Annotated in this window: 22 protein-coding genes and 1 riboswitch; of the genes, 10 read left to right on the forward strand and 12 right to left on the reverse strand. The window is 61.9% G+C overall.

The window, feature by feature from the left end:
- Positions 1–9 precede the first annotated feature (9 nt).
- Positions 10–465 carry a hypothetical protein gene (locus AC0J6G_RS14620; protein ID WP_475248872.1) on the reverse strand — a complete coding sequence of 152 codons (456 nt, stop codon included), beginning with the start codon at positions 463–465 and terminating at the stop codon, positions 10–12.
- Positions 466–1,104: 639 nt separating this feature from the next.
- Here AC0J6G_RS14620 and AC0J6G_RS14625 point away from each other — a divergent pair.
- Positions 1,105–1,788, forward strand: coding sequence for a polysaccharide lyase family 7 protein (locus AC0J6G_RS14625; RefSeq protein WP_475248874.1), 684 nt, complete (start codon positions 1,105–1,107; stop codon positions 1,786–1,788).
- Between the two features lie 57 nt (positions 1,789–1,845).
- On the opposite strand, the gene fba is transcribed toward AC0J6G_RS14625, so the two are convergent.
- The 6 genes from fba to AC0J6G_RS14655 all read right to left on the reverse strand — a co-directional run bounded on the left by fba (position 1,846) and on the right by AC0J6G_RS14655 (position 8,973).
- On the reverse strand, positions 1,846–2,910 hold the full coding sequence (fba, locus tag AC0J6G_RS14630; protein ID WP_475248876.1) for a class II fructose-bisphosphate aldolase: 1,065 nt from the start codon (positions 2,908–2,910) through the stop codon (positions 1,846–1,848).
- 114 nt (positions 2,911–3,024) lie between these two features.
- Entirely contained in the window at positions 3,025–3,345 is a 321-nt protein-coding gene (locus AC0J6G_RS14635; RefSeq protein ID WP_475248878.1) for an MliC family protein, read from the reverse strand.
- A 26-nt stretch (positions 3,346–3,371) separates the two neighbouring features.
- Complete coding sequence (locus tag AC0J6G_RS14640; protein ID WP_475248880.1) at positions 3,372–4,535, reverse strand: phosphoglycerate kinase; 1,164 nt, start codon at positions 4,533–4,535, stop codon at positions 3,372–3,374.
- 3 nt (positions 4,536–4,538) lie between these two features.
- Positions 4,539–5,594: an erythrose-4-phosphate dehydrogenase gene (gene epd / locus AC0J6G_RS14645; protein WP_475248882.1), complete on the reverse strand. Its 1,056-nt coding sequence runs from the start codon at positions 5,592–5,594 to the stop codon at positions 4,539–4,541.
- 117 nt (positions 5,595–5,711) lie between these two features.
- Positions 5,712–7,712: a transketolase gene (gene tkt / locus AC0J6G_RS14650; RefSeq protein WP_475248884.1), complete on the reverse strand. Its 2,001-nt coding sequence runs from the start codon at positions 7,710–7,712 to the stop codon at positions 5,712–5,714.
- A gap of 136 nt (positions 7,713–7,848) precedes the next feature.
- Entirely contained in the window at positions 7,849–8,973 is a 1,125-nt protein-coding gene (locus AC0J6G_RS14655; RefSeq protein ID WP_475248885.1) for a TDT family transporter, read from the reverse strand.
- A gap of 110 nt (positions 8,974–9,083) precedes the next feature.
- Here AC0J6G_RS14655 and AC0J6G_RS14660 point away from each other — a divergent pair, with 110 nt between their 5' ends.
- The 5 genes from AC0J6G_RS14660 to AC0J6G_RS14680 all read left to right on the forward strand — a co-directional run bounded on the left by AC0J6G_RS14660 (position 9,084) and on the right by AC0J6G_RS14680 (position 14,487).
- A complete protein-coding gene (locus AC0J6G_RS14660) occupies positions 9,084–9,995 on the forward strand; it encodes a LysR family transcriptional regulator (RefSeq protein ID WP_475248887.1) in 912 nt (303 codons plus the stop codon).
- Positions 9,996–10,041: 46 nt separating this feature from the next.
- Positions 10,042–11,073, forward strand: coding sequence for an ArsR/SmtB family transcription factor (locus AC0J6G_RS14665; protein ID WP_475248889.1), 1,032 nt, complete (start codon positions 10,042–10,044; stop codon positions 11,071–11,073).
- Complete coding sequence (gene metK / locus AC0J6G_RS14670) at positions 11,070–12,260, forward strand: methionine adenosyltransferase (protein WP_475248891.1); 1,191 nt, start codon at positions 11,070–11,072, stop codon at positions 12,258–12,260. The genes AC0J6G_RS14665 and metK overlap by 4 nt, the downstream gene beginning before the upstream one ends.
- A 112-nt stretch (positions 12,261–12,372) precedes the next feature.
- Positions 12,373–14,034, forward strand: a complete 1,662-nt coding sequence (gene ligB, locus AC0J6G_RS14675) for an NAD-dependent DNA ligase LigB (RefSeq protein ID WP_475248893.1) — start codon at positions 12,373–12,375, stop codon at positions 14,032–14,034.
- A gap of 63 nt (positions 14,035–14,097) precedes the next feature.
- Complete coding sequence (locus tag AC0J6G_RS14680; RefSeq protein WP_475248895.1) at positions 14,098–14,487, forward strand: DUF1090 domain-containing protein; 390 nt, start codon at positions 14,098–14,100, stop codon at positions 14,485–14,487.
- A 99-nt stretch (positions 14,488–14,586) separates the two neighbouring features.
- On the opposite strand, the gene AC0J6G_RS14685 is transcribed toward AC0J6G_RS14680, so the two are convergent.
- The 4 genes from AC0J6G_RS14685 to AC0J6G_RS14700 form a co-directional block, all read right to left on the reverse strand.
- Positions 14,587–15,036 (reverse strand): c-type cytochrome, encoded by a 450-nt coding sequence (locus AC0J6G_RS14685; RefSeq protein ID WP_475248896.1) that lies wholly within the window; start codon positions 15,034–15,036, stop codon positions 14,587–14,589.
- Positions 15,037–15,158: 122 nt separating this feature from the next.
- Positions 15,159–15,545, reverse strand: coding sequence for an MAPEG family protein (locus tag AC0J6G_RS14690; protein ID WP_475248898.1), 387 nt, complete (start codon positions 15,543–15,545; stop codon positions 15,159–15,161).
- A 97-nt stretch (positions 15,546–15,642) separates the two neighbouring features.
- Positions 15,643–16,926, reverse strand: a complete 1,284-nt coding sequence (locus tag AC0J6G_RS14695) for a Zn-dependent hydrolase (protein ID WP_475248900.1) — start codon at positions 16,924–16,926, stop codon at positions 15,643–15,645.
- A gap of 132 nt (positions 16,927–17,058) precedes the next feature.
- Positions 17,059–18,546, reverse strand: a complete 1,488-nt coding sequence (locus AC0J6G_RS14700) for an NCS1 family nucleobase:cation symporter-1 (RefSeq protein ID WP_475248901.1) — start codon at positions 18,544–18,546, stop codon at positions 17,059–17,061.
- Between the two features lie 637 nt (positions 18,547–19,183).
- Here AC0J6G_RS14700 and hydA point away from each other — a divergent pair.
- The 3 genes from hydA (at position 19,184) to preA (ending at position 23,377) form a co-directional block, all read left to right on the forward strand.
- Positions 19,184–20,623, forward strand: a complete 1,440-nt coding sequence (gene hydA / locus AC0J6G_RS14705; RefSeq protein ID WP_475248903.1) for a dihydropyrimidinase — start codon at positions 19,184–19,186, stop codon at positions 20,621–20,623.
- A 111-nt stretch (positions 20,624–20,734) separates the two neighbouring features.
- Complete coding sequence (locus tag AC0J6G_RS14710; RefSeq protein WP_475248905.1) at positions 20,735–22,102, forward strand: NAD(P)-dependent oxidoreductase; 1,368 nt, start codon at positions 20,735–20,737, stop codon at positions 22,100–22,102.
- A complete protein-coding gene (gene preA / locus AC0J6G_RS14715; RefSeq protein WP_475248907.1) occupies positions 22,103–23,377 on the forward strand; it encodes an NAD-dependent dihydropyrimidine dehydrogenase subunit PreA in 1,275 nt (424 codons plus the stop codon).
- 103 nt (positions 23,378–23,480) lie between these two features.
- On the opposite strand, the gene AC0J6G_RS14720 is transcribed toward preA, so the two are convergent.
- The gene (locus AC0J6G_RS14720) at positions 23,481–24,101 is read right to left on the reverse strand and encodes a TetR family transcriptional regulator C-terminal domain-containing protein (RefSeq protein ID WP_475248909.1); all 621 of its coding nucleotides are present in this window, start codon (positions 24,099–24,101) and stop codon (positions 23,481–23,483) included.
- Positions 24,102–24,241: 140 nt separating this feature from the next.
- A riboswitch (S-adenosyl-L-homocysteine riboswitch) is annotated at positions 24,242–24,334 on the forward strand.
- 22 nt (positions 24,335–24,356) lie between these two features.
- Here AC0J6G_RS14720 and ahcY point away from each other — a divergent pair.
- On the forward strand, positions 24,357–25,751 hold the full coding sequence (gene ahcY / locus AC0J6G_RS14725; RefSeq protein ID WP_475248910.1) for an adenosylhomocysteinase: 1,395 nt from the start codon (positions 24,357–24,359) through the stop codon (positions 25,749–25,751).
- Positions 25,752–25,784 lie beyond the last annotated feature (33 nt).

Genomic DNA, 25,784 nt, shown 5'->3' on the forward strand with positions numbered 1-25,784 from the left:
AGGGGAATATCAGGATGGCACTGGCAGTGAACGCCGCACCAGCTGGGCGAATAACAACGCACCTAGGCTGCCGCAGGCCATCAGCCCGAGAGTGCCGGCCAGGCTGCGGTTGGCACCAATCAAGGTCGGCATCGGCAGCAGCGCATTGGCTAACGCCATCGCCAACCACACCGCCAACGCGCCGGCCAGGGCGAACAACAGCCAGCGGCCAGTTGGCCAGAGGCGCGTAAGCAAACTCGCCGCCGGTAATGCGAAGAAAAAACCAAGGATCACCAGCGCCGCGAAGGTCGGGCTAAAGCCCAGCAGATCGAGGCCGGTGGTGTGCGCACGCACCTCAAACGGTATCGGCGCACCGAGTGCTTGCAGGTTGGCCAGGTTGAACTGCGTTTGCAGCACGCTGCCCAGCACACTTGCCAGCAAAACAGCCAGAAGGAAGTACAGCAACGTGCGGGATTTGCTCGGCATGCGGGCGGACGTCCAGAAGCAACAGAGCGCCGAGTATGGACCAGCGGGCCAAGCGGCATGCGGCAGGTGTTTTACATGGTTTTACCGAGCCCAAAAATGGGCGACAGGTGAGCCACGCGCGGTCAGTCGACACACCCCCAACATCAACTCAGCCACCGGCACATTTCGTCCCCGTTCAGGCCAACGGTATTGAGCAGCAACGGCATAACCCGGCATTTACGTGGCGCCAGCGCCTTGGTGTAGCCGCCCGTTCATCGGATAGCTTCTCCTCAGAAAATGCCCATCCGGATTTGCCGTCCAAAAAACTGACACCGGACAGCAAAAACTCTCCTTAGTTTTCAACGCATGAGCTTTTACGTCGTAATTTCTAGGCCGCCATATTTGCTGGCGATGTAATGGCCAGCGCAAAAACCAGCATTTTATTGACGCCAACAAACCAGCAAATAACCGTTACAGGCTGCGCTATCGCAGGTATAAAGCCCCTGCCCGACGGCGCCTTAGCCCTCGTGCGACACGGCAACACTGCCACCACTGGCCCTAACTTTTAGTTCAAGCGCACAGGCTGGAATGCCGAGTAAACACCTACTGACTCGCGGATGAGATATGCCCTGCTGAAAGTGCTCTTACGAGAACGTTGTCATGATTGACCTCGCAACCTGGAACCTCACCATCCCTGTCGGTGTGCCGGCAACCATCATTTCAACCCCCCTGCTGATGGGCGGCTATCAAGACCACTATTTCAAGTCAGACGCCGCCAAGATCTTTTTCTGGGCGCCGGTTAATGGCAGCACCACCAGTAACGCCAGCTACCCACGCAGCGAACTGCGCGAAACCTTTGCCGACGGCAAACTGCGCAACTGGACCTACCCGAGCGCCGACAACTACCTGAGCGCGACCCTCAAAGTCACTCAGGTGCCTTCCTCCGGCAGGATGGTGGTTGGCCAGATCCATGGCTACAAAAACGACAAGCCCATGCTCAAGCTGGAGTACGAGTACAAAGAAAGCAGCGCCAGCGGCACCCTCGTGGCGAAGCTGCGGATGGTCCCGGACGGCGTGGTTAAGACGGTCCCTCTAGCCAAAGACCTGCGCCTTAACCAAACCCTCAGTTACAGCATTCACCTGACCCCCAACGGCACCCTGGGGATAACCGTCAATTCCGCTAAGTGGAAGGACCGCCTGGATAAGCGCTGGGCCACCCACCTGCTGTATTTCAAGGCAGGCGCCTACCCACAAGACAACAGCGGCTATGACAGCGAGGCCGGCAGCGCAACGTTCTACAAGCTCAAGGCCGAACACCGCCCTCTGTCCATCACGCGCAACTAAAACAAAAGCCCGCTTAAAAGCGGGCTTTTGTGTGCAGCAATGGGCATACGCCCAGGCTTAGTTGACCTTGGCGGCCAGCTCACCTTTGGCATAACGCTGGAACATGGTTTCCAGGTTCATCGGCTTGATCTTCGAAGCATTACCGGCGGTGCCGAAGGCTTCGTAACGAGCGATGCAGATGTCGCGCATGGCGGTCACAGTGGCACCGAAGAACTTGCGCGGGTCGAACTCGCTCGGGTTCTCCGCCATCAGGCGGCGCATGGCACCGGTGGACGCCAGACGCAGGTCGGTGTCGATATTGACCTTGCGCACGCCGTACTTGATGCCTTCAACGATTTCTTCAACCGGCACGCCGTAGGTTTCTTTGATGTCGCCGCCGTACTGGTTGATGATCGCCAGCCACTCTTGCGGGACCGAGCTGGAGCCGTGCATCACCAGGTGGGTGTTGGGGATGCGCGCGTGGATCGCCTTGATACGGTCGATGGCGAGGATGTCACCGGTAGGCGGCTTGGTGAACTTGTAGGCGCCGTGGCTGGTGCCGATGGCGATGGCGAGTGCATCGACCTGGGTGCGCTTGACGAAGTCAGCGGCTTCTTCCGGGTCGGTGAGCATCTGGCTGTGATCGAGCACGCCTTCTGCACCGATGCCGTCTTCTTCGCCGGCCATACCCGTTTCCAGGCTGCCCAGGCAACCCAGCTCACCTTCCACCGACACGCCGCAGGCGTGGGCAAAGGCCACGGTCTGCTGGGTGACGCGCACGTTGTAGTCGTAGTCAGCCGGGGTTTTGCCGTCTTCTTTCAGCGAGCCGTCCATCATCACCGAGCTGAAGCCCAGCTGGATCGAGCGCTGGCACACATCCGGGCTGGTGCCGTGGTCCTGGTGCATGCACACCGGGATATGCGGGAATTCTTCGATGGCCGCGAGGATCAGGTGGCGCAAGAACGGCGCGCCAGCATATTTGCGCGCACCGGCGGAGGCCTGAACGATCACTGGGGAATCGGTTTTGTCGGCCGCTTCCATGATCGCGCGCATCTGCTCGAGGTTGTTGACGTTGAAGGCCGGCACGCCATAGCCGAATTCGGCGGCGTGGTCGAGCATCTGGCGCATGCTGATAAGTGCCATGGTGTTCTTTCTCCCGGTGGGGCTCGTTAATCATTCAAGCCTGCCGCAAAGGGCAGGCGCTGTTCAGGTCATGCAAAAACCAGGCGTGAGCCTGGCCTGTATTCAAGTCGTTACCTAGGGCGCCTTGCAGCCACGGCCGATCAGCTCATCGCTGGCGGTCCAGTAAACCACCCCCTGCTCACCCTTGGTGTGGAAAGACAGCGAGCCGTCACTGTACAGGGCCCCTGAACCAGCGGGCTCCTGAGTCAGGCGATAGACGGTATCGCCGCCACTCAGGCGCACATCCACCGCCTCACCCTTGCTATCGGCTAAGCGCCAGAGCACTTGCGCCTGGCTGTCGCACACCCAGCGCGTCCAGTTATCCGACGGCGCGGGCTGACTGGCGCAGGCGCCGAGCAGGCTGAGCAACGCCAGCAGGGTGATCGGTTTCAGCATCGCGGCTCGCTCCCTGACCAGGCTATTCACGCCTTGGCGCGCTGTTCCAGCACCTCAACCGCCGGCAGCACCTTGCCCTCAACGAACTCAAGGAACGCGCCGCCGCCAGTGGAGATATAGCTAATCTGCGCACCAACGCCGTATTTGTCGATGGCCGCCAGGGTATCGCCACCACCGGCGATGGAGAACGCCGGGCTTTCGGCGATAGCCTGGGCCAGCACCTGGGTGCCGTTGCCGAACTGGTCGAACTCAAACACACCGACCGGGCCGTTCCACAGGATGGTCTTCGAGGATTTCAACAACTCGGCAAACTGCGCGGCAGTTTGCGGGCCGATATCCAGAATCATGTCGTCCTCAGCCACATCGGCGACCAGTTTGACGGTGGCTTCGGCGTCTTCGGCGAAGGCCTTGGCGACGACCACGTCGACCGGCAACGGCACGCTGACCTTGGCCGCGATGGCCTTGGCGGTCTCAACCAGATCGGCCTCGTACAGCGACTTGCCGACCGGGAAACCGGCTGCGGCGAGGAAGGTGTTGGCAATACCGCCGCCGACAATCAGCTGATCGCAGATCTGGCTCAGGCTATTGAGCACGTCAAGCTTGGTCGACACCTTGGAACCGGCGACGATCGCGGCCATTGGCTTGGCCGGGTTACCCAGCGCTTTGCCCAGGGCGTCCAGCTCGGCCGCCAGCAGCGGGCCGGCGCAGGCCACCTTGGCGAACTTGGCGACGCCATGGGTCGAACCCTCAGCGCGGTGAGCGGTGCCGAAGGCGTCCATCACGAATACGTCGCACAGCGCAGCGTACTGCTGGGCCAGTTCATCGGCGTTTTTCTTCTCGCCCTTGTTGAAGCGCACGTTCTCGAACAGCACGATCTCGCCGGCTTTGAGTTCCACGCCGTTCAGGTAATCCGCCACCAGCGGCACATCGCGGCCGAGGGCCTTGCTCAGGTAGGCGGCGACCGGCGCCAGGCTGTTTTCTTCGCTGAACTCACCTTCGGTCGGACGACCCAAGTGAGAGCAGACCATGACCGCTGCGCCCTTCTCCAACGCCAGCTTGATGGTCGGCAGGGAGGCGAGGATGCGCGCGTCGCTCTTCACCGCGCCGTCTTTTACCGGCACGTTGAGGTCTTCGCGGATCAGCACGCGCTTACCGGCGAGGTCGAGGTCGGTCATCTTCAGAACGGTCATATATCAGTCCTTCACGGGGGCTGGAGTAGTCAGGGAGAGAAAGTGTTCAGCAACATCAAGCATGCGGTTGGCAAAGCCCCACTCGTTGTCGAACCAGGCCAGCAGGTTGACCAAGCGCGGGCCGGAGACACGGGTCTGGCTGCCATCGACAATCGCCGAATGCGGGTCATGGTTGAAATCGCAGCTGGCATGGGGCAGTTCGGTGTAGGCCAGCAGGCCTCTGAGCGGGCCGCTCTCAGCCGCCTGACGCAACACCGCATTGATCTCGGCCGCCGATGTATCGCGGGCGGTCTGCAGGGTGATATCCAGGCACGAGACATTGACCGTCGGCACGCGTATGGCTTTGGCTTGGATGCGCCCGCTTAGTTCCGGCAGCAGGCGCTCAATACCGCGAGCCAGGCCAGTGGACACCGGAATCACCGACTGAAAGGCCGAGCGCGTACGGCGCAGGTCTTCGTGGTGGTAAGCGTCGATCACCGGCTGGTCGTTCATCGCAGAATGGATGGTGGTGATCGACACATACTCGATACCCACTGTTTCATTCAGCAACTTGAGCAACGGCACGCCGCAATTGGTGGTGCAGGAGGCGTTCGACACCAGCCGCTCGCGGCCCGTCAGGCAAGCCTGATTGACCCCGTAGACCACCGTGGCATCGATATCTGCCTCGCTGGCCATCGGCTGCGATAACAGCAGGCGTGGCGCGCCGGCGTCGATAAAGCGCTGGGCAGCGGCGCGGCTGGTGTATTGGCCGGAGCATTCCAGCAGCAGATCAATCTCCAGCGCCGCCCAGTCGATGCCTTCCGGCGCGGCTTGGCGCAGCACTTTTACGCAGTCGCCGTTGATATGCAGGCAATCGCCATCGACCTTCACCTCACCGGGGAAACGCCCGTGGGTGGAGTCGAAGCGCGTCAGGTATTCGATACTGGCCTGATCGGCCAAGTCGTTCAGCGCAACAATTTCCAGCTGCGCCCCGGCACCGCGCTCATGCAACGCACGCAGCACACAACGGCCAATGCGGCCGTAACCGTTGAGGGCAATTCGATAGGGACGCTTGGGCATCGGGTATCTCGGCTGAACCTAGGGTGGATCGCGCTTCATCGATCCACCGGCGGTGTAACGGTGGATCACAAGAGCGTCGGCGACGCGCCCTGATCCACCCTACGGCGTCGTTCTCACTCAGGCGTCGAGCAGCTCGGCAGCGGTTTCCAGGATGTTTTCGACGGTAAAGCCGAATTCTTCAAACAATGCTGGCGCCGGCGCCGACTCACCAAAGGTGGTCATGCCGATGATGCGACCTTCCAGGCCCACGTACTTGTACCAGTAGTCAGCATGCGAGGCTTCGATGGCGATGCGCGCGCCAACCTGCACCGGCAGCACGGCCTGCTTATAGCCGGCATCCTGCTGGTCGAACACGCTGGTGGACGGCATCGACACCACGCGCACCGAACGGCCTTCAGCCGTCAGCTTGTCAAATGCGGCCACAGCCAAACCGATTTCCGAACCGGTGGAAATCAGGATCAGCTCCGGCTCACCGGCGCAGTCTTTCAGCACGTAACCACCACGGGCGACGTCGGCCAGTTGCTGGGCATCGCGCGACTGGTGCGGCAGGTTCTGCCGGCTGAAGATCAGTGCGCTCGGGCCGTCAGCACGCTCGATGGCGTACTTCCAGGCCACCGCCGATTCCACGGCGTCGCAGGGACGCCAAGTGTCGAGGTTCGGCGTGCCGCGCAGGCTGGCCAGCTGCTCGATTGGCTGGTGGGTTGGGCCGTCTTCGCCCAAGCCGATGGAGTCGTGGGTAAACACGAACAGCACGCGCTGCTTCATCAGCGCAGCCATGCGCACGGCATTGCGCGCGTATTCCATAAAGATCAGGAAGGTCGCGCCGTACGGCACGAAGCCGCCATGCAGGGCGACGCCGTTCATGATCGCGCTCATGCCGAACTCGCGCACGCCGTAGAACATGTAATTGCCGGAGGCATCGTCAGCCGATACGCCCTTACAGCCTTTCCACAGGGTCAGGTTGGAGCCGGCCAGATCCGCCGAGCCGCCGAGGAATTCCGGCAGCAACGGGCCGAAGGCATTCAGGGTGTTCTGGCTGGCCTTACGGCTGGCAATGGTTTCGCCTTTGGCGGCTACGTCTTGGATATAGGCCGCGGTCTTCTCAGCGAAATCGGCGGGCAGTTCACCGGCAACGCGGCGCTTGAACTCGCTGGCCAACTCAGGGAAGGCAGCGGCGTAAGCCGCGAAACGCTGATCCCACTCAGCTTCGGCAGCGGCACCGGCTTGCTTGGCGTCCCACTCGGCATAGATGTCAGCCGGGATTTCAAACGGGCCGTGGTTCCAGCCGAGGGTGGCGCGGGTCAGGGCGATCTCTTCAACGCCCAGCGGGGCGCCGTGACAATCTTCTTTGCCGCCTTTGTTCGGCGAGCCGAAGCCGATGGTGGTTTTGCAGCAGATCAGGGTCGGACGGTCGTCGGTTTTACGCGCAGTCTCGATGGCCATTTTGATTTCGTCGGCATCGTGGCCGTCGACATTGCGGATAACCTGCCAGCCATACGCTTCGAAGCGCGCCGGGGTGTCGTCGGTGAACCAACCTTCAACTTCACCGTCGATGGAGATGCCATTGTCGTCGTAGAAGGCAACCAGTTTGCCCAGGCCCAAGGTGCCGGCCAGCGAGCAAACTTCGTGGCTGATGCCCTCCATCATGCAGCCGTCGCCGAGGAAGGCGTAGGTGAAGTGGTCAACAATCTGGTAGCCGTCGCGGTTGAACTGCGCGCCCAGCACTTTTTCCGCGATGGCGAAGCCCACAGCGTTGGCAATGCCCTGCCCCAGCGGGCCAGTGGTGGTTTCCACGCCTGGGGTGTAGCCGTATTCCGGGTGGCCCGGGGTGCGGCTGTGCAACTGACGGAAGTTTTTCAGGTCATCGATGGACAGGTCGTAGCCGGTCAGGTGCAGCAGCGAGTAGATCAGCATCGAACCGTGGCCGTTGGACAGCACAAAGCGGTCACGGTCGGCGAATTTAGGGTTGCTCGGGTTGTGCTTGAGGAAATCGCGCCACAGCACTTCGGCGATATCCGCCATGCCCATCGGGGCACCCGGATGGCCGCTGTTGGCCTTCTGCACGGCATCCATGCTGAGGGCACGAATGGCATTGGCTCGCTCACGACGGCTGGGCATCACTGAATCTCCTACGGGCTGCTTGGGCAACTGGGGGTCGAAAAAGGCGGCCATTTTCGCCCAGCGGGGGCCATGGGGGCAATCACAGATGGTCGTTAAGCCCCCGTCAATCGGCAAATAGCCCCGCTAACGCAGCTTACAGCGGCGTTTGCGCGGCCAAACACGGCGCGCGGAACAGTTCGCCGTGCCACAGGCCCTGCACTGTGCGACGCATCACCAGCAGCCAGACCAGTGCAAGCTTGGCCGCTAGCAGCAGGCCCACCCAGGTAAAGAAGGCCAAGCCGGTCAGGTGTTGCAGGGCAAAGGTGGCCAGGGTGAATACCCCCAGCGGGAAGGTGAACCCCCACCAGCCGAGGTTGAAGGGCAACTCACGGCGGATGTAATGCTGGGTGAACAGGCTGGCAGCAACCAACCACCACAGCCCCGCGCCCCACAGCGCCAGCCCACCGACCAGGCCCAGTTGCTGCGCCATTTCAGCGGCGCCTTGCAACGCCGTACCTTGCCAGGCATATGGTGCTGCTTGGCCCAGGCTGATCAAGCCCAAACAACCGGTGGCCAGCGGCCCCAGCGGCAACCAGCTGCTGGCAGCAAAGTCCATGTCCGGTAATTTGTGCAGGGCCAGGCGCAACAGCACCAAGGCGATCAGGGCAAACGCCAGACTCAGCGATAAACCCCACAGCACATAGCCGAGGCTCAGCAGTAACTGCGCGGTCTCTGCAGGTAGATGCGGCGCCAGCACCGCAGCACCACTGGCCACCACTTCAGGGGCAACAATCGGCAGCAGCCAAACCCCCGTCAGGGTCTCCAGCACATGCTTTTGCCGGGTGAACATCAGATACGGCACGCCCAGCGCTACCCCAAGGGCCAAGCCCAGCGCCAGCCACCAAAGGCCGTGCGCCACCTGCACCACCACCGCGCCATACACGGGCTCGGCAAATAACAGCAGGCCGTTGATCACCTGCACCAGCCCCATGGGGATGGCCCCCAGAAACATCGACTGCACCGGGTGATCGAGCATCGGCCACAGGGTGTCGCGAAACAGCAGCAGGCGCGCGGCAAACAGCAGGCTGAACAACCCGAACAGCAGCAGCGTCAGCCACCACAGGCCTTCGGCCAGCAGCATTTGCCCGGGAAAGGACAACGGCAGCTTGGCCACCACTTGGGCCAGCACGCCGGTGCCCATGGTCATGGCAAACCAGTTGGGGGTGAACTGACGGACGAAGGCCAGCGGCTCATGCAAACGGGTAAAAGGGCGCAACATCACGGTATTCCTCACAGTCGATCGCCTTAAGCAATCCATAACTGGGAGGTTAGGCGCAGCCGTGCTATAGGTAAAATACACATAAAAGATACAAGGCATACCTTCTGTTTATGAATTTGCACCACCTCAAGGTGTTCCTCGCCATTGCCCAAACCGGCAGCATCAGCGCCGGCGCCGCGCGTCTGTTTATTAGCCAGCCGGCGGTGACGCGGGAAATTCGCGAGCTGGAAGCACGCCTGCAGCTGCGCCTGTTTGATCGGCAGAGCCGTGGCGTGACCCTGACCGCCGCCGGGGAGCGCCTGCTGCCTTATGCCGAGCGCATTTTTGCCCTGGAGCAAGCCGCCGAACGCGACTTGCAGGCCTTTGCCAACCTCAGCTGCGGCGAGCTGGAATTGGGCGCCAGCGCCACCCTGGGCAGCTACCTCTTGCCGCCATTAATCGCCCGCTTCCACCAGCAGTACCCGCAGTTGCAACTCAGCCTGCAGATCGGCAATACCGCCGCCAGTTTGCGGCAACTGCAACACAACGAAATCACCCTGGCCTTTATCGAGGGCCCGTTTGAGCGCGAGCAGTTCAGCCATCGCCACCTGGGGACTGACGCCCTGCTACCGGTGGCCAGCGCACAACACCCACTGGCGCGGCGCCGTGAAGTGAGCTGCGCCGAACTGGCCGCCGCACCGCTGCTCATCCGCGAGCAGGGTTCTGGCACCCGCGCCACGCTGGAACAGGCCTATCAAGCGCGCGGCCTGCAACCGTGCATTGCCATGGCGCTGGGCAATAGCGAAGCGCTCAAGCGCAGCCTAGTGGCCGGATCAGCCATCGCCTGGATCTCCGAACTGGCGGTGCAAGAGGAACTGCGTACGGGTCAGCTGTGTTGCTTGGCCGTTAGCGACATGCACATTGGCCGCGACCTGCATGCCGTGTGGCGCCGCGAACACAGCCTGAGCCCAGCGGCTGAGGCCCTGCTCCGCCACGTGCAGGATGCTCTGAATGCCAGCAAGACCAATATCAAAACTTTTTGATATTGGTCTTGCTGGATAAAAAATGACCGACTAGACTGCCCCACCTATGAACATGCGCGCCCCCCAACTGGCCTTTCAGCCCGTCGATGCCCTCGCTGCCCTGTGCAAGGCCAGCGGTGACGCGCTGCGCCTGAATATCCTGCGCGCCTTGGCCAACGACTCATTTGGCGTGCTGGAGCTGGCGCAAATTTTCGCCACCGGTCAGTCCGGCATCAGTCACCACCTTAAAGTCTTGGCGCAAGCCGGGTTGGTGGCCACGCGCCGTGAAGGCAATGCGATTTTCTATCGTCGCGCCCTGGCGCAAGGCGAGCAAGTGGGCAGTCGCCTGCACAGCGCTCTGCTGGATGAAATCGACCAGATTCAACTGCCGGTCGAGATACAACAGCGTATCGCCGCCGTACACAGCCAACGCGCTGCCGCCAGCCAGGCGTTTTTCACCCGCAGCGCCGCAAGCTTCCAGGCGCAGCAAGACCTGATCGCCGGCCTGCCGCAATATCGTGACAGCGTATTGGCGCTGCTCGACTCTCTGGGCTTTGCCGCTGACGCCTGCGCGGTGGAAGTTGGCCCCGGCGATGGCGGTTTTCTGCCAGAGCTGGCGCAGCGCTTTCAACGAGTGCTGGCACTTGATAACAGCGCAGCGATGCTCGAGCTGGCGCGCTTGCGTTGCACCGAGAAAGGCCTGAGCAATGTTGAGCTGCAGCTGGCCGACGCTCTGCATGATGACTACCCCGCGGCCGATTGCCTGGTACTGAACATGGTGTTGCACCACGTTGCCGCCCCGGCCGAGGCCCTCAAGCAGCTTGCGCAGCGTTTGAAGCCGGGCGGCAGCTTGCTGATTACCGAGCTGTGCAGCCACAACCAGAGCTGGGCCCGCGAGGCCTGCGGCGATCTGTGGCTGGGCTTTGAACAGGACGACCTGGCGCGCTGGGCGACAGCCGCCGGCCTAACCACCTGCGAAGGCCTGTATGTGGGCCTGCGCAACGGTTTCCAAATTCAGGTGCGGCACTTCGCCAAACCTTCCCTACCTCATGGCCCACGGGCTGCAATTACCGGTCACCAACAGGAACCCGCACGATGAGCGAATACGCCCTCTTTACCTCCGAGTCCGTCTCCGAAGGCCATCCCGACAAGATCGCTGACCAGATTTCCGATGCGGTACTGGACGCCATCATTGCCCAGGACAAACACGCCCGCGTGGCTTGCGAAACCATGGTTAAGACCGGTGTGGCCATCGTCTCCGGTGAAGTCACCACCAGCGCCTGGGTCGACCTGGAAGAAATCACCCGCAAAGTGATCTGCGACATCGGCTACACCAGCTCCGACGTCGGCTTCGACGGCAACACCTGCGGCATCATCAACATCATTGGCAAGCAGTCCCCCGACATTAACCAGGGTGTTGATCGCGCCAAGCCAGAAGACCAAGGCGCTGGCGACCAGGGCCTGATGTTTGGCTATGCCAGCAACGAAACCGACGTATTGATGCCCGCGCCGATCGTTTTCAGCCACCGCCTGGTTGAGCGTCAGGCCGAAGCCCGCAAGTCCGGCTTGCTGCCGTGGCTGCGCCCGGATGCCAAGTCCCAGGTCACCTGCCGTTATGACGGCGGCAAAGTTGTTGGCATCGACGCCGTGGTGCTGTCCACTCAGCACAACCCGGATGTTTCGCTGACTGACCTGCGCGAAGCGGTGATGGAGCTGATCATCAAGCACACCCTGCCGGCTGAATTGCTGCACAAAGACACCCAGTTCCACATCAACCCGACCGGTAACTTCGTGATCGGCGGGCCGGTGGGTGACTGCGGCCTAACCGGGCGCAAGATCATCGTCGACAGCTACGGCGGCATGGCCCGTCACGGCGGCGGCGCGTTCTCCGGCAAGGACCCATCCAAGGTTGACCGCTCAGCCGCCTACGCCGGTCGTTACGTGGCCAAGAACATCGTCGCCGCCGGCCTGGCCGAGCGCTGCGAAATTCAGGTGTCCTACGCGATCGGCGTGGCCCAGCCAACGTCGATCTCGATCAACACCTTCGGCACCAACACCGTCGCCGAAGACGTAATCATCAAGCTGGTGCGTGACGTCTTCGACCTGCGCCCGTACGCCATCACCAAGATGCTCGACCTGCTGCACCCGATGTACCAGGAAACCGCCGCCTATGGTCACTTCGGCCGTACGCCTGCGCAGAAGACCGTCGGCGACGACAGCTTCACCACCTTCACCTGGGAAAAGACCGACAAAGCCGCCGAGTTGCGCGCCGCTGCCGGCCTGTAACCGCCGTCACAAAAAAGCCCCGCCTGGTGCGGGGCTTTTTATTGCGCGCAGTTTAACCCCCGGGAAAAAGCGACTAGCCTCACATGGCCACCGCCGAGCAAGGACGCTCCCCATGAAAGTGCTACTCGCCTGCCTCCTGCTACTCAGCAACGCCCTCTGGGCCGCCTGCCCCGACTGGCCGGCCGCGCGTGCCGAGTTGGAAATACGCGCCCTGGCCCAACAACTGGCCCGCTGGGACGACGCCTATCACCGCCAGGGGCAAAGCCAGGTCGCCGATGAGCTGTATGACCAAGCCAGCGCCAACCTTGAGCGTTGGCGCAGCTGCTTCCCGGCAACCGACGTACCGCATGCAAGCCCACTCAGCACCAGCACTGGCCACCTGCGCCACCCCGTTGCGCATACCGGGCTGCGCAAGCTGGCGGATACACGCGCCGTCGCCGACTGGCTCGCCAACCGCGAAGACCTTTGGGTGCAACCTAAAGTCGATGGGGTAGCCGTTAGCCTGGTGTATCGCCAGGGCCAATTGCAGCAACTGATCAGCCGCGGTGACGGCCGCAGCGGCCAGGACTGGACCCTACAGGCGCACCAGCTACCGGCCATTCCCAAACAATTGCCGCATCCGCTGGACCTGGTTTTGCAGGGCGAGCTGTATTGGCGCCTGCCCGGGCATATTCAGCGCCAAGCCGGTGGCGTGGGTGCGCGAAGCAAGGTCGCCGGGCTGCTGGCCCGACACACACTATCGGCCGACGAAAGCGCAGGCATCGGCCTGTTTATCTGGGACTGGCCCGACGGCCCAACCAGCATGGTTGAACGTATGCAGCAGCTGAGCGCACTGGGCTTTGCCGACAGCCAGCAATTCAGCCAACCGATCCGCACCCTGACCGAGGCCAACCACTGGCGCGACTACTGGTATGGCCACGCCCTGCCCTTCGCCACGGACGGCGTGGTACTGCGCCAAGACCAGCGCCCAGCCGCCACCCGCTGGCAAGCCGAACCGCCACACTGGGCCGTCGCCTGGAAGTACCCGGCCAGCCAGGCATTGGCCGTGGTGCAGGCGGTAGATTTTCGTATCGGTCGCAGCGGGCGCATCACTCCCGTGCTGCGCGTACAGCCGGTTAAGCTGGATGACAGGCGCATCGAATACGTCAGCGTGGGCTCCCTGCAACGCTGGCAAACGCTGGATATTCGCCCCGGCGACCAAGTGGTGATTCACCTGTCCGGGCTGACGATCCCGGCGTTGGACAGCGTGCTCTGGCGCACCCAACAGCGCGCCGACCTGCAGGTACCCGATGCCAACGCTTATCACAGCCTCAGCTGCTGGCGTGCCACGCCGGCGTGCGCCAGCCAGTTCCGCGCACGCCTGGCCTGGCTTAGCGGCAAACAGGGCCTGGCTTTACCCGGGGTTGGCCCCGGCACCTGGGAAAAACTGCTGCGCGCCCAACAGATCAATAGCCTCACCGACTGGCTAAACCTCTCGGCGGAACAACTCAAGCATGTCCCAGGCCTTGGCCCGCGCAGCGCGGCGGCCCTGCAGCAGAGTTTCAACCTGGCCCGCCAACGCCCACAGCACGCCTGGCTGCGCGCGCTGGGTGTGCCGGGCAACGTGACATTAGACGCCGACTGGGACACCCTAGCGCAACGCAACAGCACCGACTGGCAACGCCAACCCGGCATCGGCCAGCAACGAGCGGCGCAGCTGCTGGCGTTTTTCCAACATCCGGAAGTACAAGCCTTGCGCAACCAACTACGCGCAGCGCAGATCGCCGGCTTCTAAAGTGCCAATAAACGTCGTCCGGCCTGGACGGTCTATTGCACACACTTATATCGAGGTAAATCCATGCACAAAACACTCCTTCTGAGCGCCCTGCTGCTGACCGGCACATTCGCTTACGCCGCGGAACACACAACCGCGCCACTCACTGGCTGCGCCGCCAAGCGCCAGGCTATTGCTGAGCAACTGGAAATAGCCAAAAGCCACGGCAACAGCAGTCAGCAAGCCGGCTTGGAAAAAGCCCTGAAGCAAGTTGAAAATCACTGCAACGATGGCGAGCTGCGCGCAGAACGCGAAGCCAAGGTGAGTGAAGCCGAAGAGGAAGTCAGCGAGCGCGAGAAAGACCTGCGCGACGCCCAGGCCGAAGGCGATCAAGACGACATCAGCAAACGCCAGCGCAAACTGCAGGAAGCGCACAACGAATTACAGCAAGCCCGTGATGCGCTCAGCCACTAACTTAATGGCTGTTTAACTGCAGGCCTGCGCGCACTAACCGATGCGCGCAGGCCGCGCCGGTCATGCAGCAGGCACGGCACAAGCAGGTCGCGTGCCGTGCTAGAAAGCGCGGAACTCTTCATGGCATGCCTTGCAGCTGTCTTCGACACGCTGCATCGGCGCACTCAGCACCTCGGCCGTTAGCGGTTGGGCGGCAGTGGCGGTAACCAGGGCGGCGGTGCTGGCCTCCATCGCCTGGGCCAGCTCCTGAAAACGTGCCTGGCGCTGCCACACCTCATCCTTGGCCCGGCTCTCGCCTTCCTCTTCACGCACTTGCGGGAAGTGCTGCCAAGGCGTGCGCGTCAGCTGGTCGAGCTCAGCGGCGCCCTCCACAAACGCCTGCTCTTTAAACGCCACTCGCCCACGCAGCATGCCACCCAGGTTTTCGCTGACTTTAAGCATTTGCTTAAAAATGGCCTGACGCTGGCCTTGCGGGGAATTGGGATCGACACCGCCGCAGCCACTCACAGCCAGTGCCAGTAAAACGAGGGACAGGGTTTTAAGCTTCATAACACCTTCAATGCCAACAACCGAGTGAATAACGGGCAACAGTATCGCCACCCGCTCCCCAACGGCCAAGCGTGGTGTGTTGCCGCAGAGCACAAACCCCGCGCCCACGCTCGCCAGCCGGGTTAAACCGAGACAACGAACAGGCTGATAATCAGACCCATATTGACGAACCACACCAGCGAACGCACGGTCGCCCAGTCGGCCAGGTAACAGATGAGGTAAACAATACGGCTGGCGATAAAGGCTATCGCCAGCTGATCGATCAGCGACTGCTCAGCGCCGCCGACCAGGTGGGCGATGATCACCGCCGCCGAAAAGGCCGGGGTGATTTCAAAGCTATTGAGCTGGGCATTGTTGGCGCGCCGGCCAACGCCACTGAGGTTATCCAGTAGCGCCCGCGGATCGCGGTTGTGCTTGGGGCTGAAACCACCGCTGACAGCCTTGGCCGTGGCGGTGGACAAGTAGGGCAGAAACAGCGCGATCAACACGCACCAATAGGCAACAGTCATGGCAACTCCAAGGTTTGCACAAAGAGGTCGCAGCTTGGCCTGCAACCCTACCTCGCGTCCATGACTGTCATCGGTAATGCAGCGGTAATTCAGCCAATCATGCTGCCAATTTGCCCTCGGCCAGCGCCACCGAAGCCGCCAGCATCGCCCGCAGCAGCACCGCGCAGCCTGCGGCCAAGTCGGCTGGCGCGGCATTCTCGATCTCGTTATGGCTGATGCCGCCTTCGCACGGCACAAAAATCATTCCGGCGGGGCCCAGCTCGGCCAGGAAGATCGCGTCATGCCCGGCGCCACTGACAATGTCCATGTGCGACAAACCCAACCCAGTTGCCGCACCACGCACCGCCTCGACGCAGCCTTGCTCGAAATACAGTGGCGGGAAATCCGCCGTCGGCGTCAGCTCAAAACTCAGGCCGTGCGTGGCGCAGGTCGCTTCGATCACCCCACGCACCTCGGCAATCATCGAGTCCAACCGCGCCGGTTCGAGATGACGAAAATCCAGGGTCATGCGCACTTCACCGGGGATCACATTGCGCGAGCCGGGGTAGGCTTGCAGGCAACCGACCGTGCCACAGGCATGCGGCTGGTGCGCCAGCGCCACCCGATTGACCGCCGCGACCACGGCTGCGGCACCGACCAGCGCATCCTTGCGCAGGTGCATGGGCGTTGGCCCTGCATGGGCTTCGACGCCTTTAAGGGTTAAATCGAACCACTTCTGCCCGAGTGCACCGAGCACCACGCCGATGGTCTTGCCTTGGTCCTCAAGGATCGGCCCCTGCTCGATGTGCGCCTCGAAATAAGCGCCCACCGCATGACCGGTTACTGCGCGAGTGCCGGCGTAGCCGATTGCATTCAAGGCCTCACCGACGCTGATGCCCTCGGCATCGCGCTTGGCCAGGGTTTCCTCAAGGGTGAATTTCTCGGCAAATACGCCAGAGCCCATCATGCACGGGGCAAAGCGCGAGCCCTCCTCGTTGGTCCACACCACCACCTCCAGCGGCGCTTCGGTCTGCACGCCCAGGTCATTCAGGGTGCGCAGCACCTCGACGCCCGCCAGCACGCCGAAACAGCCGTCGAACTTGCCGCCGGTGGGCTGGGTATCGATATGGCTGCCGGTCATCACCGGCGGCAGCGCGGCATTACGCCCGGGGCGACGGGCAAAGATATTACCCACGCCATCGACCGTCACCGTGCAGCCGGCGGCCTCGCACCAGCGCACAAACAAGTCGCGCGCCTGGCGGTCGAGATCGGTCAGCGCCAGGCGGCACACGCCGCCCTTAACGGTGGCCCCGAGCTGCGCCAGCTCCATCAGCGATTGCCACAGGCGTTCGCAGTTGATGTGCGGCTGGCTGGATTGCAGAACCTCAGCGGCAGTGTTCATGGTGTTCTCCTTGGGCCTTTCTGATTATTCCGTTAGCGCTGGACGCGCCTGCTCAATCGTTTCGCGGGTAAGCCCGCTCCTACAGGTGCGCGTTGTCCTTGTAGGAGCGGGCTTGCCCGCGATGCTGTTGCCTTAAACCGGCGCCTTGGTCGCCACAGGCTGCGCGCTACGCAGGCTGCACAGGCCGAAATAGATCAGCCCGCCCAGGAAGGAGCCGGTAAACCAGCCGTAGTCGTAGAACCAGCTAAAGGCGCTGCTGCCGAGCGACAGCAAGGTCAGCGCCACGGGTACGGCAAAGGCGACAAAGCCGATCCAGTTCCACGCCGGGTACACGTCATCGCGGTAAAGGCCGGCCAGGTCGAGGCGCTGTTTCTTGATCAGGAAATAGTCCACCACCATGATCCCGGCGATCGGCCCGAGCAGGCTGGAATAACCCAGCAACCAGTTGGAATACACGCTTTCCAGGCTCAGGTCGGAGACCAGCAGGCCGAGCTTCTTCAGCAGTTCGTGCCCCATCAAACCGAGGCCGATCAGGCCGGTGAGGATCACCGCTTTGGTGCGGTTGATCAGCTTGGGCGCGATGTTCTGGAAGTCGTTGGTGGGCGAAACGATATTCGCTGCGGTGTTGGTCGACAGCGTGGCAACGATGATCAGCGCCATGGCCAGGGCGACCCAGCCGGGGCTCTGGATATGGCCGATCAGGCTGACCGGATCAGACACCGTTTCACCCACCAGGGAAGCCGACGCAGCGGTCATCACCACACCCAGAGCAGCAAACAAGAACATGGTCAGCGGCAGGCCAATCACCTGACCGATGATCTGGTCTTTCTGACTTTTCGCGTAGCGGCTGAAGTCGGGAATGTTCAGCGACAAGGTGGCCCAGAAACCGACCATGGCAGTCAGGCCGGCGAGGAAGTAACCGGTCACGCTGGCGCCTTCCGGGCGATTGGCCGGCTGCGCCAGCAGTTCGCTCATCGACACATTGGGCAGCGCCCACACCAGCAGGCCGGCACCGACCAGCACCAGCAGCGGCGCAGAGAGGGTTTCCAACCACTTGATCGACTCGGCACCGCGCAGCACCACCCACAGGTTGAGCACCCAGAAAATCATAAAGCCGATCACCTCACCGGTGCCGCCCAGGCTCTTCCAGCCCTCGAAGATCGAACCCAACAGCAGGTGAATGGCCAGGCCGCCGAACATGGTCTGAATGCCAAACCAGCCGCACGCGACCACGGCACGAATCAGACAGGGCACGTTGGAGCCGATTACCCCAAATGACGAACGCAGCAACACCGGAAAGGGAATGCCGTATTTGGTGCCGGGGAAGGCGTTCAGCGTCAGCGGGATCAGCACGATGATATTGGCCAGCAGAATCGCCAGCAGCGCCTCACCGACAGACAGGCCAAAGTAGGCGGTGAGTACGCCGCCCAGGGTGTAGGTCGGCACGCAGATCGACATGCCGACCCACAGCGCGGTGATATGCCACTTGTTCCAGGTGCGCTCGTGCACCTTAGTCGGGGCGATGTCGTGGTTGTAGCGCGGGCTGTCGAGTACGTCGGGGCCTGCGGCCAGTTCGTACAAGCCATCGCGTTGAGTCACTTGCGATCTGCTCTGTTGCATGGGCCTCTCCAGTCATTGTTCTGATTATTCGCTCATCGGGCTTAACCGCCGCTCGGCAGGGGTTGCACTGCCAAACGGCCGTTCGCGATGGCCGGAGTACATTTCCATCTCAGGGCCGGCCAGCTTGGTAGCGACGGCTATCAATAAGCGTGCCGGGAACCTGTTCACCTCATCCACAACGCGCAATAAAAACTGCTAATCACTTGTTTTATATGCCTTTCAGTAAACCGGCCAGAGTTGCACAATCGACTCTGCCGGGACGCTCTCGATCCAATACGCAAGCCTGTCTACCTAGTCAGGATTCAAAGTGGTGCAGGCAACTATTTTTTCTGCCACCACCGCCTGTTCGCCGCCTGGTTTAAGCGCCTGATTTTGCATAGGAAATCTTGACCATATTTGGTTCTTGTCAAGTGCGTCAAAATGGTGAGCGGCTGCACCATTTTGCAGATTTTTATATTTACTCCTTAAATATCAATGACTTAAATAGTTAAAATGGGACCTTAAAATAATCTTGATCAATCACATAGCAGCGACTAGATTCAATTCCTGTCAGGCATGACAGGAATACAAAACCCTCGCCTGACAGGCCATAACACCAAGAACCGGCACGCACCGGTCAGCCTGAGAGGAACTCGCTATGTCGCTGTTGATCCGTGGTGCCACCCTGGTTACCCATGAGCAAAGCTACCGCGCCGATGTGCTCTGCGCCGACGGTTTGATCCAAGCCATTGGCGATAACCTCGACGCCCCCGCGGGCTGTCAGGCGCTCGATGGCAGCGGCCAGTACCTGATGCCCGGCGGCATCGACCCGCATACCCATATGCAATTGCCCTTTATGGGCACGGTGGCCAGCGAAGACTTCTTCAGCGGCACCGCTGCCGGACTGGCGGGCGGCACCACCTCGATCATCGATTTCGTGATTCCCAACCCACAGCAATCGCTGCTCGAAGCCTTCCACACCTGGCGCGGCTGGGCGGAGAAGTCAGCGTCCGACTACGGCTTCCATGTCGCCATCACGTGGTGGAGCGAGCAGGTCGCCGCCGAAATGGGCGAGCTGGTGGCCAAATTCGGGGTCAACAGCTTCAAGCATTTCATGGCCTACAAGAACGCCATCATGGCCGCCGACGACACGTTAGTGGCGAGCTTCGAGCGCTGCCTTGAGCTGGGTGCAGTGCCCACGGTGCACGCGGAAAACGGCGAGCTGGTCTATCACCTGCAGCAGAAACTCCTGGCCCAGGGCCTGACCGGACCGGAAGCGCACCCGCTGTCGCGGCCGTCGCAAGTGGAAGGTGAGGCTGCCAGCCGCGCTATCCGCATTGCCGAAACCCTCGGTACGCCGCTGTACCTGGTGCATGTCTCGACACAGGAAGCGCTGGATGAAATCACCTATGCCCGCGCCAAGGGCCAGCCGGTATACGGCGAGGTGCTGGCCGGCCATCTGCTGCTGGATGACAGCGTGTACCGCCACCCGGACTGGCAGACCGCCGCCGGCTATGTGATGAGCCCGCCATTCCGCCCACGCGGGCATCAGGAGGCACTCTGGCGCGGCCTGCAATCGGGCAACTTGCACACCACCGCGACTGATCACTGCTGCTTCTGTGCCGAGCAAAAAGCCGCCGGGCGCGACGACTTCAGCAAGATCCCCAACGGCACCGCCGGCATTGAAGACCGCATGGCCGTGCTTTGGGATGAAGGCGTCAACAGCGGCAAGCTGTCGATCACCGACTTTGTCGCGCTGACCAGCACCAACACCGCGAAAATCTTCAACCTGTTCCCGCGCAAAGGCGCGCTGCGCGTCGGCGCCGATGCTGACCTGGTGCTCTGGGACCCACAGGGCACAAGGACGATCTCAGCCAAGGCGCATCACCAGCAGGTGGACTTCAACATCTTCGAAGGCAAGACCGTACGCGGCGTGCCCAGCCATACCATCAGCCAGGGCAAGCTGGTCTGGGTCGATGGCGACCTGCGCGCCGAACGCGGCGCTGGCCGTTATGTCGAGCGACCGGCCTACCCGGCGGTGTTCGACCTGCTCAGTAAACGCGCCGAGCAGAACCGCCCGACTGCCGTCGAGCGCTAGCCGCCAAACAGGCACCACTGATGACTTCGCCGCACCGGCCCATAGAGGCCGGACGGCCGCTTATACGCTGTTAACTGCCAATAAAAGCCATAAAACCGTGAGGCAATAACCGTGATAGACACTCTCAGCCATTTGCCGCGACCGGATGCCGGCGCCGCCGAACTGGCCGATCGTTTCAGCGATCTGGCCCCGCCGCTCACCCCTCGCCAGGCCGCCCTAGAAAGCGCCCGCTGCCTGTATTGCTACGACGCGCCGTGCGTCAACGCCTGCCCGAGCGAGATCGACATCCCCTCGTTTATCCGCAATATCAGCCATGACAACGTCCAGGGCGCGGCCGAGAAGATCCTCTCGGCGAACATCCTTGGCGGCAGCTGCGCGCGAGTGTGCCCGACCGAAATCCTTTGCCAGCAGGCCTGCGTGCGCAACAACGCCCAGGAATGCGCGCCGGTGCTGATCGGCCTGTTGCAGCGCTACGCCATCGATAACGCGCAGTTCAGCGAGCACCCGTTTCAGCGCGTGCCAGCCAGTGGCAAGCGTATCGCCGTGGTCGGCGCCGGGCCTGCCGGGCTGTCCTGCGCCCATCGCCTGGCCATGCACGGCCATGAGGTGGTGATCTTCGAGGCCCGCGAGAAAGCCGGCGGCCTTAATGAATACGGCATCGCCAAGTACAAGCTGGTCGACGATTTCGCCCAGCGCGAAGTGGATTTTCTTCTGCAGATCGGCGGCATCGAGATCCGCCATGGCCACAAACTGGGCGACGACCTCAGCCTGAGCGAGCTGCACCAGCAGTTCGACGCGGTATTCCTCGGCATCGGCCTGGCGGCCAGCAAACGCCTCGGTCTGCCAGGCGAAGACGCACCGGGCCTGCTCGCCGCCACCGATTACATCCGCGAACTACGGCAAAGCGATGACCTGACCCAGTTACCCGTGGCCGAGCGCTGCATCGTGCTCGGTGCCGGCAATACCGCCATCGATATGGCCGTGCAGATGAGCAAGCTCGGTGCCCGCGACGTCAATCTGGTCTATCGCCGCGGCTTCGAGGAAATGGGCGCCACCGAGCACGAACAGGACATCGCCAAGGCCAACCAGGTACGCCTGCTGACCTGGGCACAACCGGATGCGGTGCTATTGAACGACCAGGGCCAGGTGCGCGGTATGCGCTTCGCCCGCACCCGCGTGGAGAACGGTCGTTTGCAGAGCACCGGGCAGACCTTCGAGCTGGCCGCCGACGCCATCTTTACCGCCATCGGTCAGGCCTTTGACGGTTCCGCCCTGGGCGATCCGCTGGCCCGTGAGCTGAAGCGTGAGGGCGAACGCATCTGGGTCGACGCCCATCTGCAAACCAGCGTGCCCGGCGTGTATGCCGGCGGCGACTGCACCGCCCTCGGCCAGGACCTCACCGTACAAGCCGTGCAGCACGGCAAGCTGGCCGCCGAGGCCATCCACTCTCATCTGATGCTCAACGTGGAGGCCGCATAAATGGCCGATCTGTCCATCGAATTCGCCGGAATCAAAGCCCCCAACCCATTCTGGCTGGCCAGCGCGCCACCCACCGACAAAGCCTATAACGTGGTCCGCGCCTTCGAAGCCGGCTGGGGCGGCGTGGTCTGGAAGACCCTCGGCGAAGACCCGGCGGCGGTCAACGTGTCGTCGCGCTATTCGGCACATTTCGGCCCGAATCGCCAAGTGCAGGGCATTAATAACATTGAGCTGATCACCGACCGCTCGCTGGAAATCAACCTGCGCGAAATCACCCAGGTGAAGAAGGACTGGCCGGATCGCGCGCTGATCGTGTCGCTGATGGTGCCCTGCGTCGAAGAGTCCTGGAAAGCCATCCTGCCACTGGTGGAAGCCACCGGCTGCGACGGCATCGAACTGAACTTCGGCTGCCCCCACGGCATGCCCGAACGCGGCATGGGCGCCGCGGTCGGTCAGGTGCCGGAATACGTAGAGATGGTCACGCGCTGGTGCAAGACCTACAGCTCGCTGCCGGTGATCGTCAAACTGACGCCCAACATTACCGACGTGCGCCTGTCGGCCCGCGCCGCCCATCGCGGTGGAGCCGATGCGGTGTCGCTGATCAACACCATCAACTCGATCACCAGCGTCGACCTCGATCGCATGATCGCCCACCCCATCGTCGGCACCCAGAGCACCCACGGCGGTTATTGCGGCTCGGCGGTCAAACCCATCGCCCTGAACATGGTCGCCGAGATCGCCCGCGACCCGCAAACCCAAGGCTTGCCGATCTGCGGCATCGGCGGCATCGGCAGCTGGCGCGATGCGGCGGAGTTTGTCGCACTGGGCTGCGGCGCGGTGCAGGTGTGCACAGCAGCCATGTTGCATGGCTTTCGCATTGTCGAGGAGATGAAGGACGGCCTGTCGCGCTGGATGGACAGTCAGGGCTACGAAAACCTCGCGGATTTCTCAGGCCGTGCGGTGGGCAATACCACCGACTGGAAGTACCTGGACATCAACTACCAGGTGATTGCCAAGATCGACCAGGACGCCTGCATCGGCTGCGGTCGCTGCCACATCGCCTGCGAAGACACCTCACACCAGGCCATCGCCAGCCTGACCCAGGCCGACGGCACGCATAAGTACGAGGTGATCGACGAAGAGTGCGTGGGCTGCAACCTGTGCCAAATCACCTGCCCGGTGGAGAACTGCATCGAAATGGTGCCCCAGGACACCGGCAAGCCCTTCCTCGACTGGAACCACGACCCGCGCAATCCGTATCGCGTGGCGTCGTAACCACACCACTCCATCAAATATATCGCGGGCAAGAACTAGGCGCCCCGCCGCTCCTACGGATTCAGCGTTGTTGTAGGAGCGGGCTTGCCCGCGATCACAGTCGTTAAGGTTCCAGCCCAATCCCACGCAAAATCACACTGGTCACCGTCTGCACCGCCCGCTCGAACTGCAGCTCGGACAGTGGCTGATGCTCGTTAAGCACGCTGACCTGATGGCTGAAATCCGCGTAATGCTGCGTCGAGGCCCAGATCATATACAGCAAAGCCGACGGCTCGACGGCGAGGATGCGCTTGTCGTCGATCCATTGGCGGATCTTCGCTTCCTTCATCTTGGCCCAACTGTAAAGGCTCTTATCGAGCGCCTCACCGAGCATGGTTGCACCGTGAATAATCTCGTTGGCCCAGACCTTGGAGCCATGCGGGCGGCTGCGCGAGTGGTTCATCTTGGCGCGGATATAGGTACTCAGTACCACGCGCGGGTCGTCATACATTTCGAAACACAGCGCGTCCTGCTTCCACACCTCCAGTAGGCCAAGCAGCACCTCGCGGTACAGCTCATCCTTGGTGCTGAAGTAGTAATGCAGGTTGGAACGCGGCAGCCCGACTTCTTCGGCGATGTCGCCCATGGACGTACCGCCGTGGCCCTTCTCGGCGAAGACCTTTTCCGCACCCAGCAGAATCTTCTCGACGTTGCGGCGGCGAATCTCGATTTTGTGATTGCCCATGACTGATCCCGACTACCCAATGCCGCAAGGCTACCACCCGTACTGAGGCGGGGCGACGGAAAGCCTTTGGCTAAATCCTCAGCATGGCTATAATCACCTCCGCTTCACGCAACCGGCACCGCTCCGGTTGCTCCCGCCACCTGTCCGAGGGGCGCTGCAGCAAACTCTGTTCAACAGAGATTGTCAGGCTCGGATGGGGCGTTAACCATACGCATCAACGGCGCCCATTCGCAGACAACGAATGGAGAGCTTTTTATGAGCGCCGCTTTTAACGATTTTAAAGTCGCCGACATTTCCCTGGCTGCCTGGGGCCGTCGCGAAACCATCATCGCCGAATCCGAAATGCCAGCCCTGATGGGCCTACGCCGCAAATACGCTGGTGAGCAGCCGCTCAAGGGCGCGAAGATCATCGGCTGCATCCACATGACCATCCAGACCGCCGTGCTGATCGAAACCCTAACTGCACTGGGCGCCGAAGTACGCTGGTCGTCTTGCAACATCTTCTCCACCCAGGACCAGGCTGCTGCGGCCATCGCTGCTGCCGGCATCCCGGTGTTTGCCTGGAAGGGCGAAACCGAAGAAGAGTACGAGTGGTGCATCGAGCAGACCATCCTTAAAGATGGCCAGCCATGGGATGCCAACATGATCCTCGACGACGGCGGCGACCTGACCGAGATCCTGCACAAGAAGTACCCGCAGATGCTCGAGCGCATCCACGGCGTGACCGAAGAAACCACCACCGGCGTACACCGCCTGCTGGACATGCTGGCCAAGGGCGAGCTGAAGATCCCGGCCATCAACGTCAATGACTCGGTGACCAAGAGCAAGAACGACAACAAATACGGCTGCCGTCACAGCCTGAGCGACGCGATCAAGCGCGGCACCGACCACCTGTTGTCCGGCAAGCAAGCGCTGGTGATTGGCTACGGCGACGTGGGCAAAGGCTCGGCGCAGTCGCTGCGTCAGGAAGGCATGATCGTACGCGTCACCGAAGTGGACCCGATCTGCGCCATGCAGGCCTGCATGGACGGCTACGAAGTGGTTTCGCCGTTCATCGATGGCATCAACGATGGCACCGCCGCCAGCATCGACGCCCAACTGCTGAGCAAGATCGACCTGCTGGTGACCACCACCGGTAACGTCAATGTTTGCGATGCCAACATGCTCAAGGCCCTGAAAAAGCGCGCTGTGGTCTGCAACATCGGTCACTTCGACAATGAAATCGACACCGCTTTCATGCGCAAGAACTGGGCGTGGGAAGAAGTGAAGCCGCAGGTGCACAAGATTCACCGCACCGGCGCTGGCAGCTTCGATCCGCACAACGATGACTACCTGATCCTGCTGGCCGAAGGCCGTCTGGTTAACTTGGGCAACGCCACTGGCCACCCAAGCCGGATCATGGACGGCTCGTTCGCCAACCAAGTGCTGGCGCAGATCTTCCTGTTCGAGCAGAAGTTCGCTGACCTGTCGGCTGACAAGAAAGCCGAGCGTCTGACCGTAGAAGTGCTGCCGAAGAAGCTCGACGAAGAAGTGGCCCTGGAAATGGTCAAGGGCTTTGGCGGCGTGGTAACGCAGCTGACCAAGACTCAGGCCGACTACATCGGCGTGACCGTGGAAGGCCCATTTAAGCCGGACGCCTACCGCTACTAATGCGTAGGGTGGGTAAGCCACACGGCTTATCCA

The sequence above is a fragment of the Pseudomonas sp. TS_SC_3 genome (assembly GCF_056156225.1).

Coding starts and splice junctions, on each gene's coding strand:
- AC0J6G_RS14680 (WP_475248895.1), top strand. CDS start 14,098: ATGCACAAAACACTCCTTCTGAGCGCCCTGCTGCTGACCGGCACATTC.
- metK (WP_475248891.1), top strand. CDS start 11,070: ATGAGCGAATACGCCCTCTTTACCTCCGAGTCCGTCTCCGAAGGCCAT.
- AC0J6G_RS14620 (WP_475248872.1), bottom strand. CDS start 465: ATGCCGAGCAAATCCCGCACGTTGCTGTACTTCCTTCTGGCTGTTTTG.
- AC0J6G_RS14690 (WP_475248898.1), bottom strand. CDS start 15,545: ATGACTGTTGCCTATTGGTGCGTGTTGATCGCGCTGTTTCTGCCCTAC.
- AC0J6G_RS14635 (WP_475248878.1), bottom strand. CDS start 3,345: ATGCTGAAACCGATCACCCTGCTGGCGTTGCTCAGCCTGCTCGGCGCC.
- epd (WP_475248882.1), bottom strand. CDS start 5,594: ATGCCCAAGCGTCCCTATCGAATTGCCCTCAACGGTTACGGCCGCATT.
- ligB (WP_475248893.1), top strand. CDS start 12,373: ATGAAAGTGCTACTCGCCTGCCTCCTGCTACTCAGCAACGCCCTCTGG.
- AC0J6G_RS14640 (WP_475248880.1), bottom strand. CDS start 4,535: ATGACCGTTCTGAAGATGACCGACCTCGACCTCGCCGGTAAGCGCGTG.
- AC0J6G_RS14720 (WP_475248909.1), bottom strand. CDS start 24,101: ATGGGCAATCACAAAATCGAGATTCGCCGCCGCAACGTCGAGAAGATT.
- fba (WP_475248876.1), bottom strand. CDS start 2,910: ATGGCACTTATCAGCATGCGCCAGATGCTCGACCACGCCGCCGAATTC.
- AC0J6G_RS14665 (WP_475248889.1), top strand. CDS start 10,042: ATGAACATGCGCGCCCCCCAACTGGCCTTTCAGCCCGTCGATGCCCTC.
- AC0J6G_RS14660 (WP_475248887.1), top strand. CDS start 9,084: ATGAATTTGCACCACCTCAAGGTGTTCCTCGCCATTGCCCAAACCGGC.
- tkt (WP_475248884.1), bottom strand. CDS start 7,712: ATGCCCAGCCGTCGTGAGCGAGCCAATGCCATTCGTGCCCTCAGCATG.
- AC0J6G_RS14625 (WP_475248874.1), top strand. CDS start 1,105: ATGATTGACCTCGCAACCTGGAACCTCACCATCCCTGTCGGTGTGCCG.
- AC0J6G_RS14655 (WP_475248885.1), bottom strand. CDS start 8,973: ATGTTGCGCCCTTTTACCCGTTTGCATGAGCCGCTGGCCTTCGTCCGT.
- ahcY (WP_475248910.1), top strand. CDS start 24,357: ATGAGCGCCGCTTTTAACGATTTTAAAGTCGCCGACATTTCCCTGGCT.
- preA (WP_475248907.1), top strand. CDS start 22,103: ATGGCCGATCTGTCCATCGAATTCGCCGGAATCAAAGCCCCCAACCCA.
- AC0J6G_RS14700 (WP_475248901.1), bottom strand. CDS start 18,546: ATGCAACAGAGCAGATCGCAAGTGACTCAACGCGATGGCTTGTACGAA.
- AC0J6G_RS14695 (WP_475248900.1), bottom strand. CDS start 16,926: ATGAACACTGCCGCTGAGGTTCTGCAATCCAGCCAGCCGCACATCAAC.
- hydA (WP_475248903.1), top strand. CDS start 19,184: ATGTCGCTGTTGATCCGTGGTGCCACCCTGGTTACCCATGAGCAAAGC.
- AC0J6G_RS14685 (WP_475248896.1), bottom strand. CDS start 15,036: ATGAAGCTTAAAACCCTGTCCCTCGTTTTACTGGCACTGGCTGTGAGT.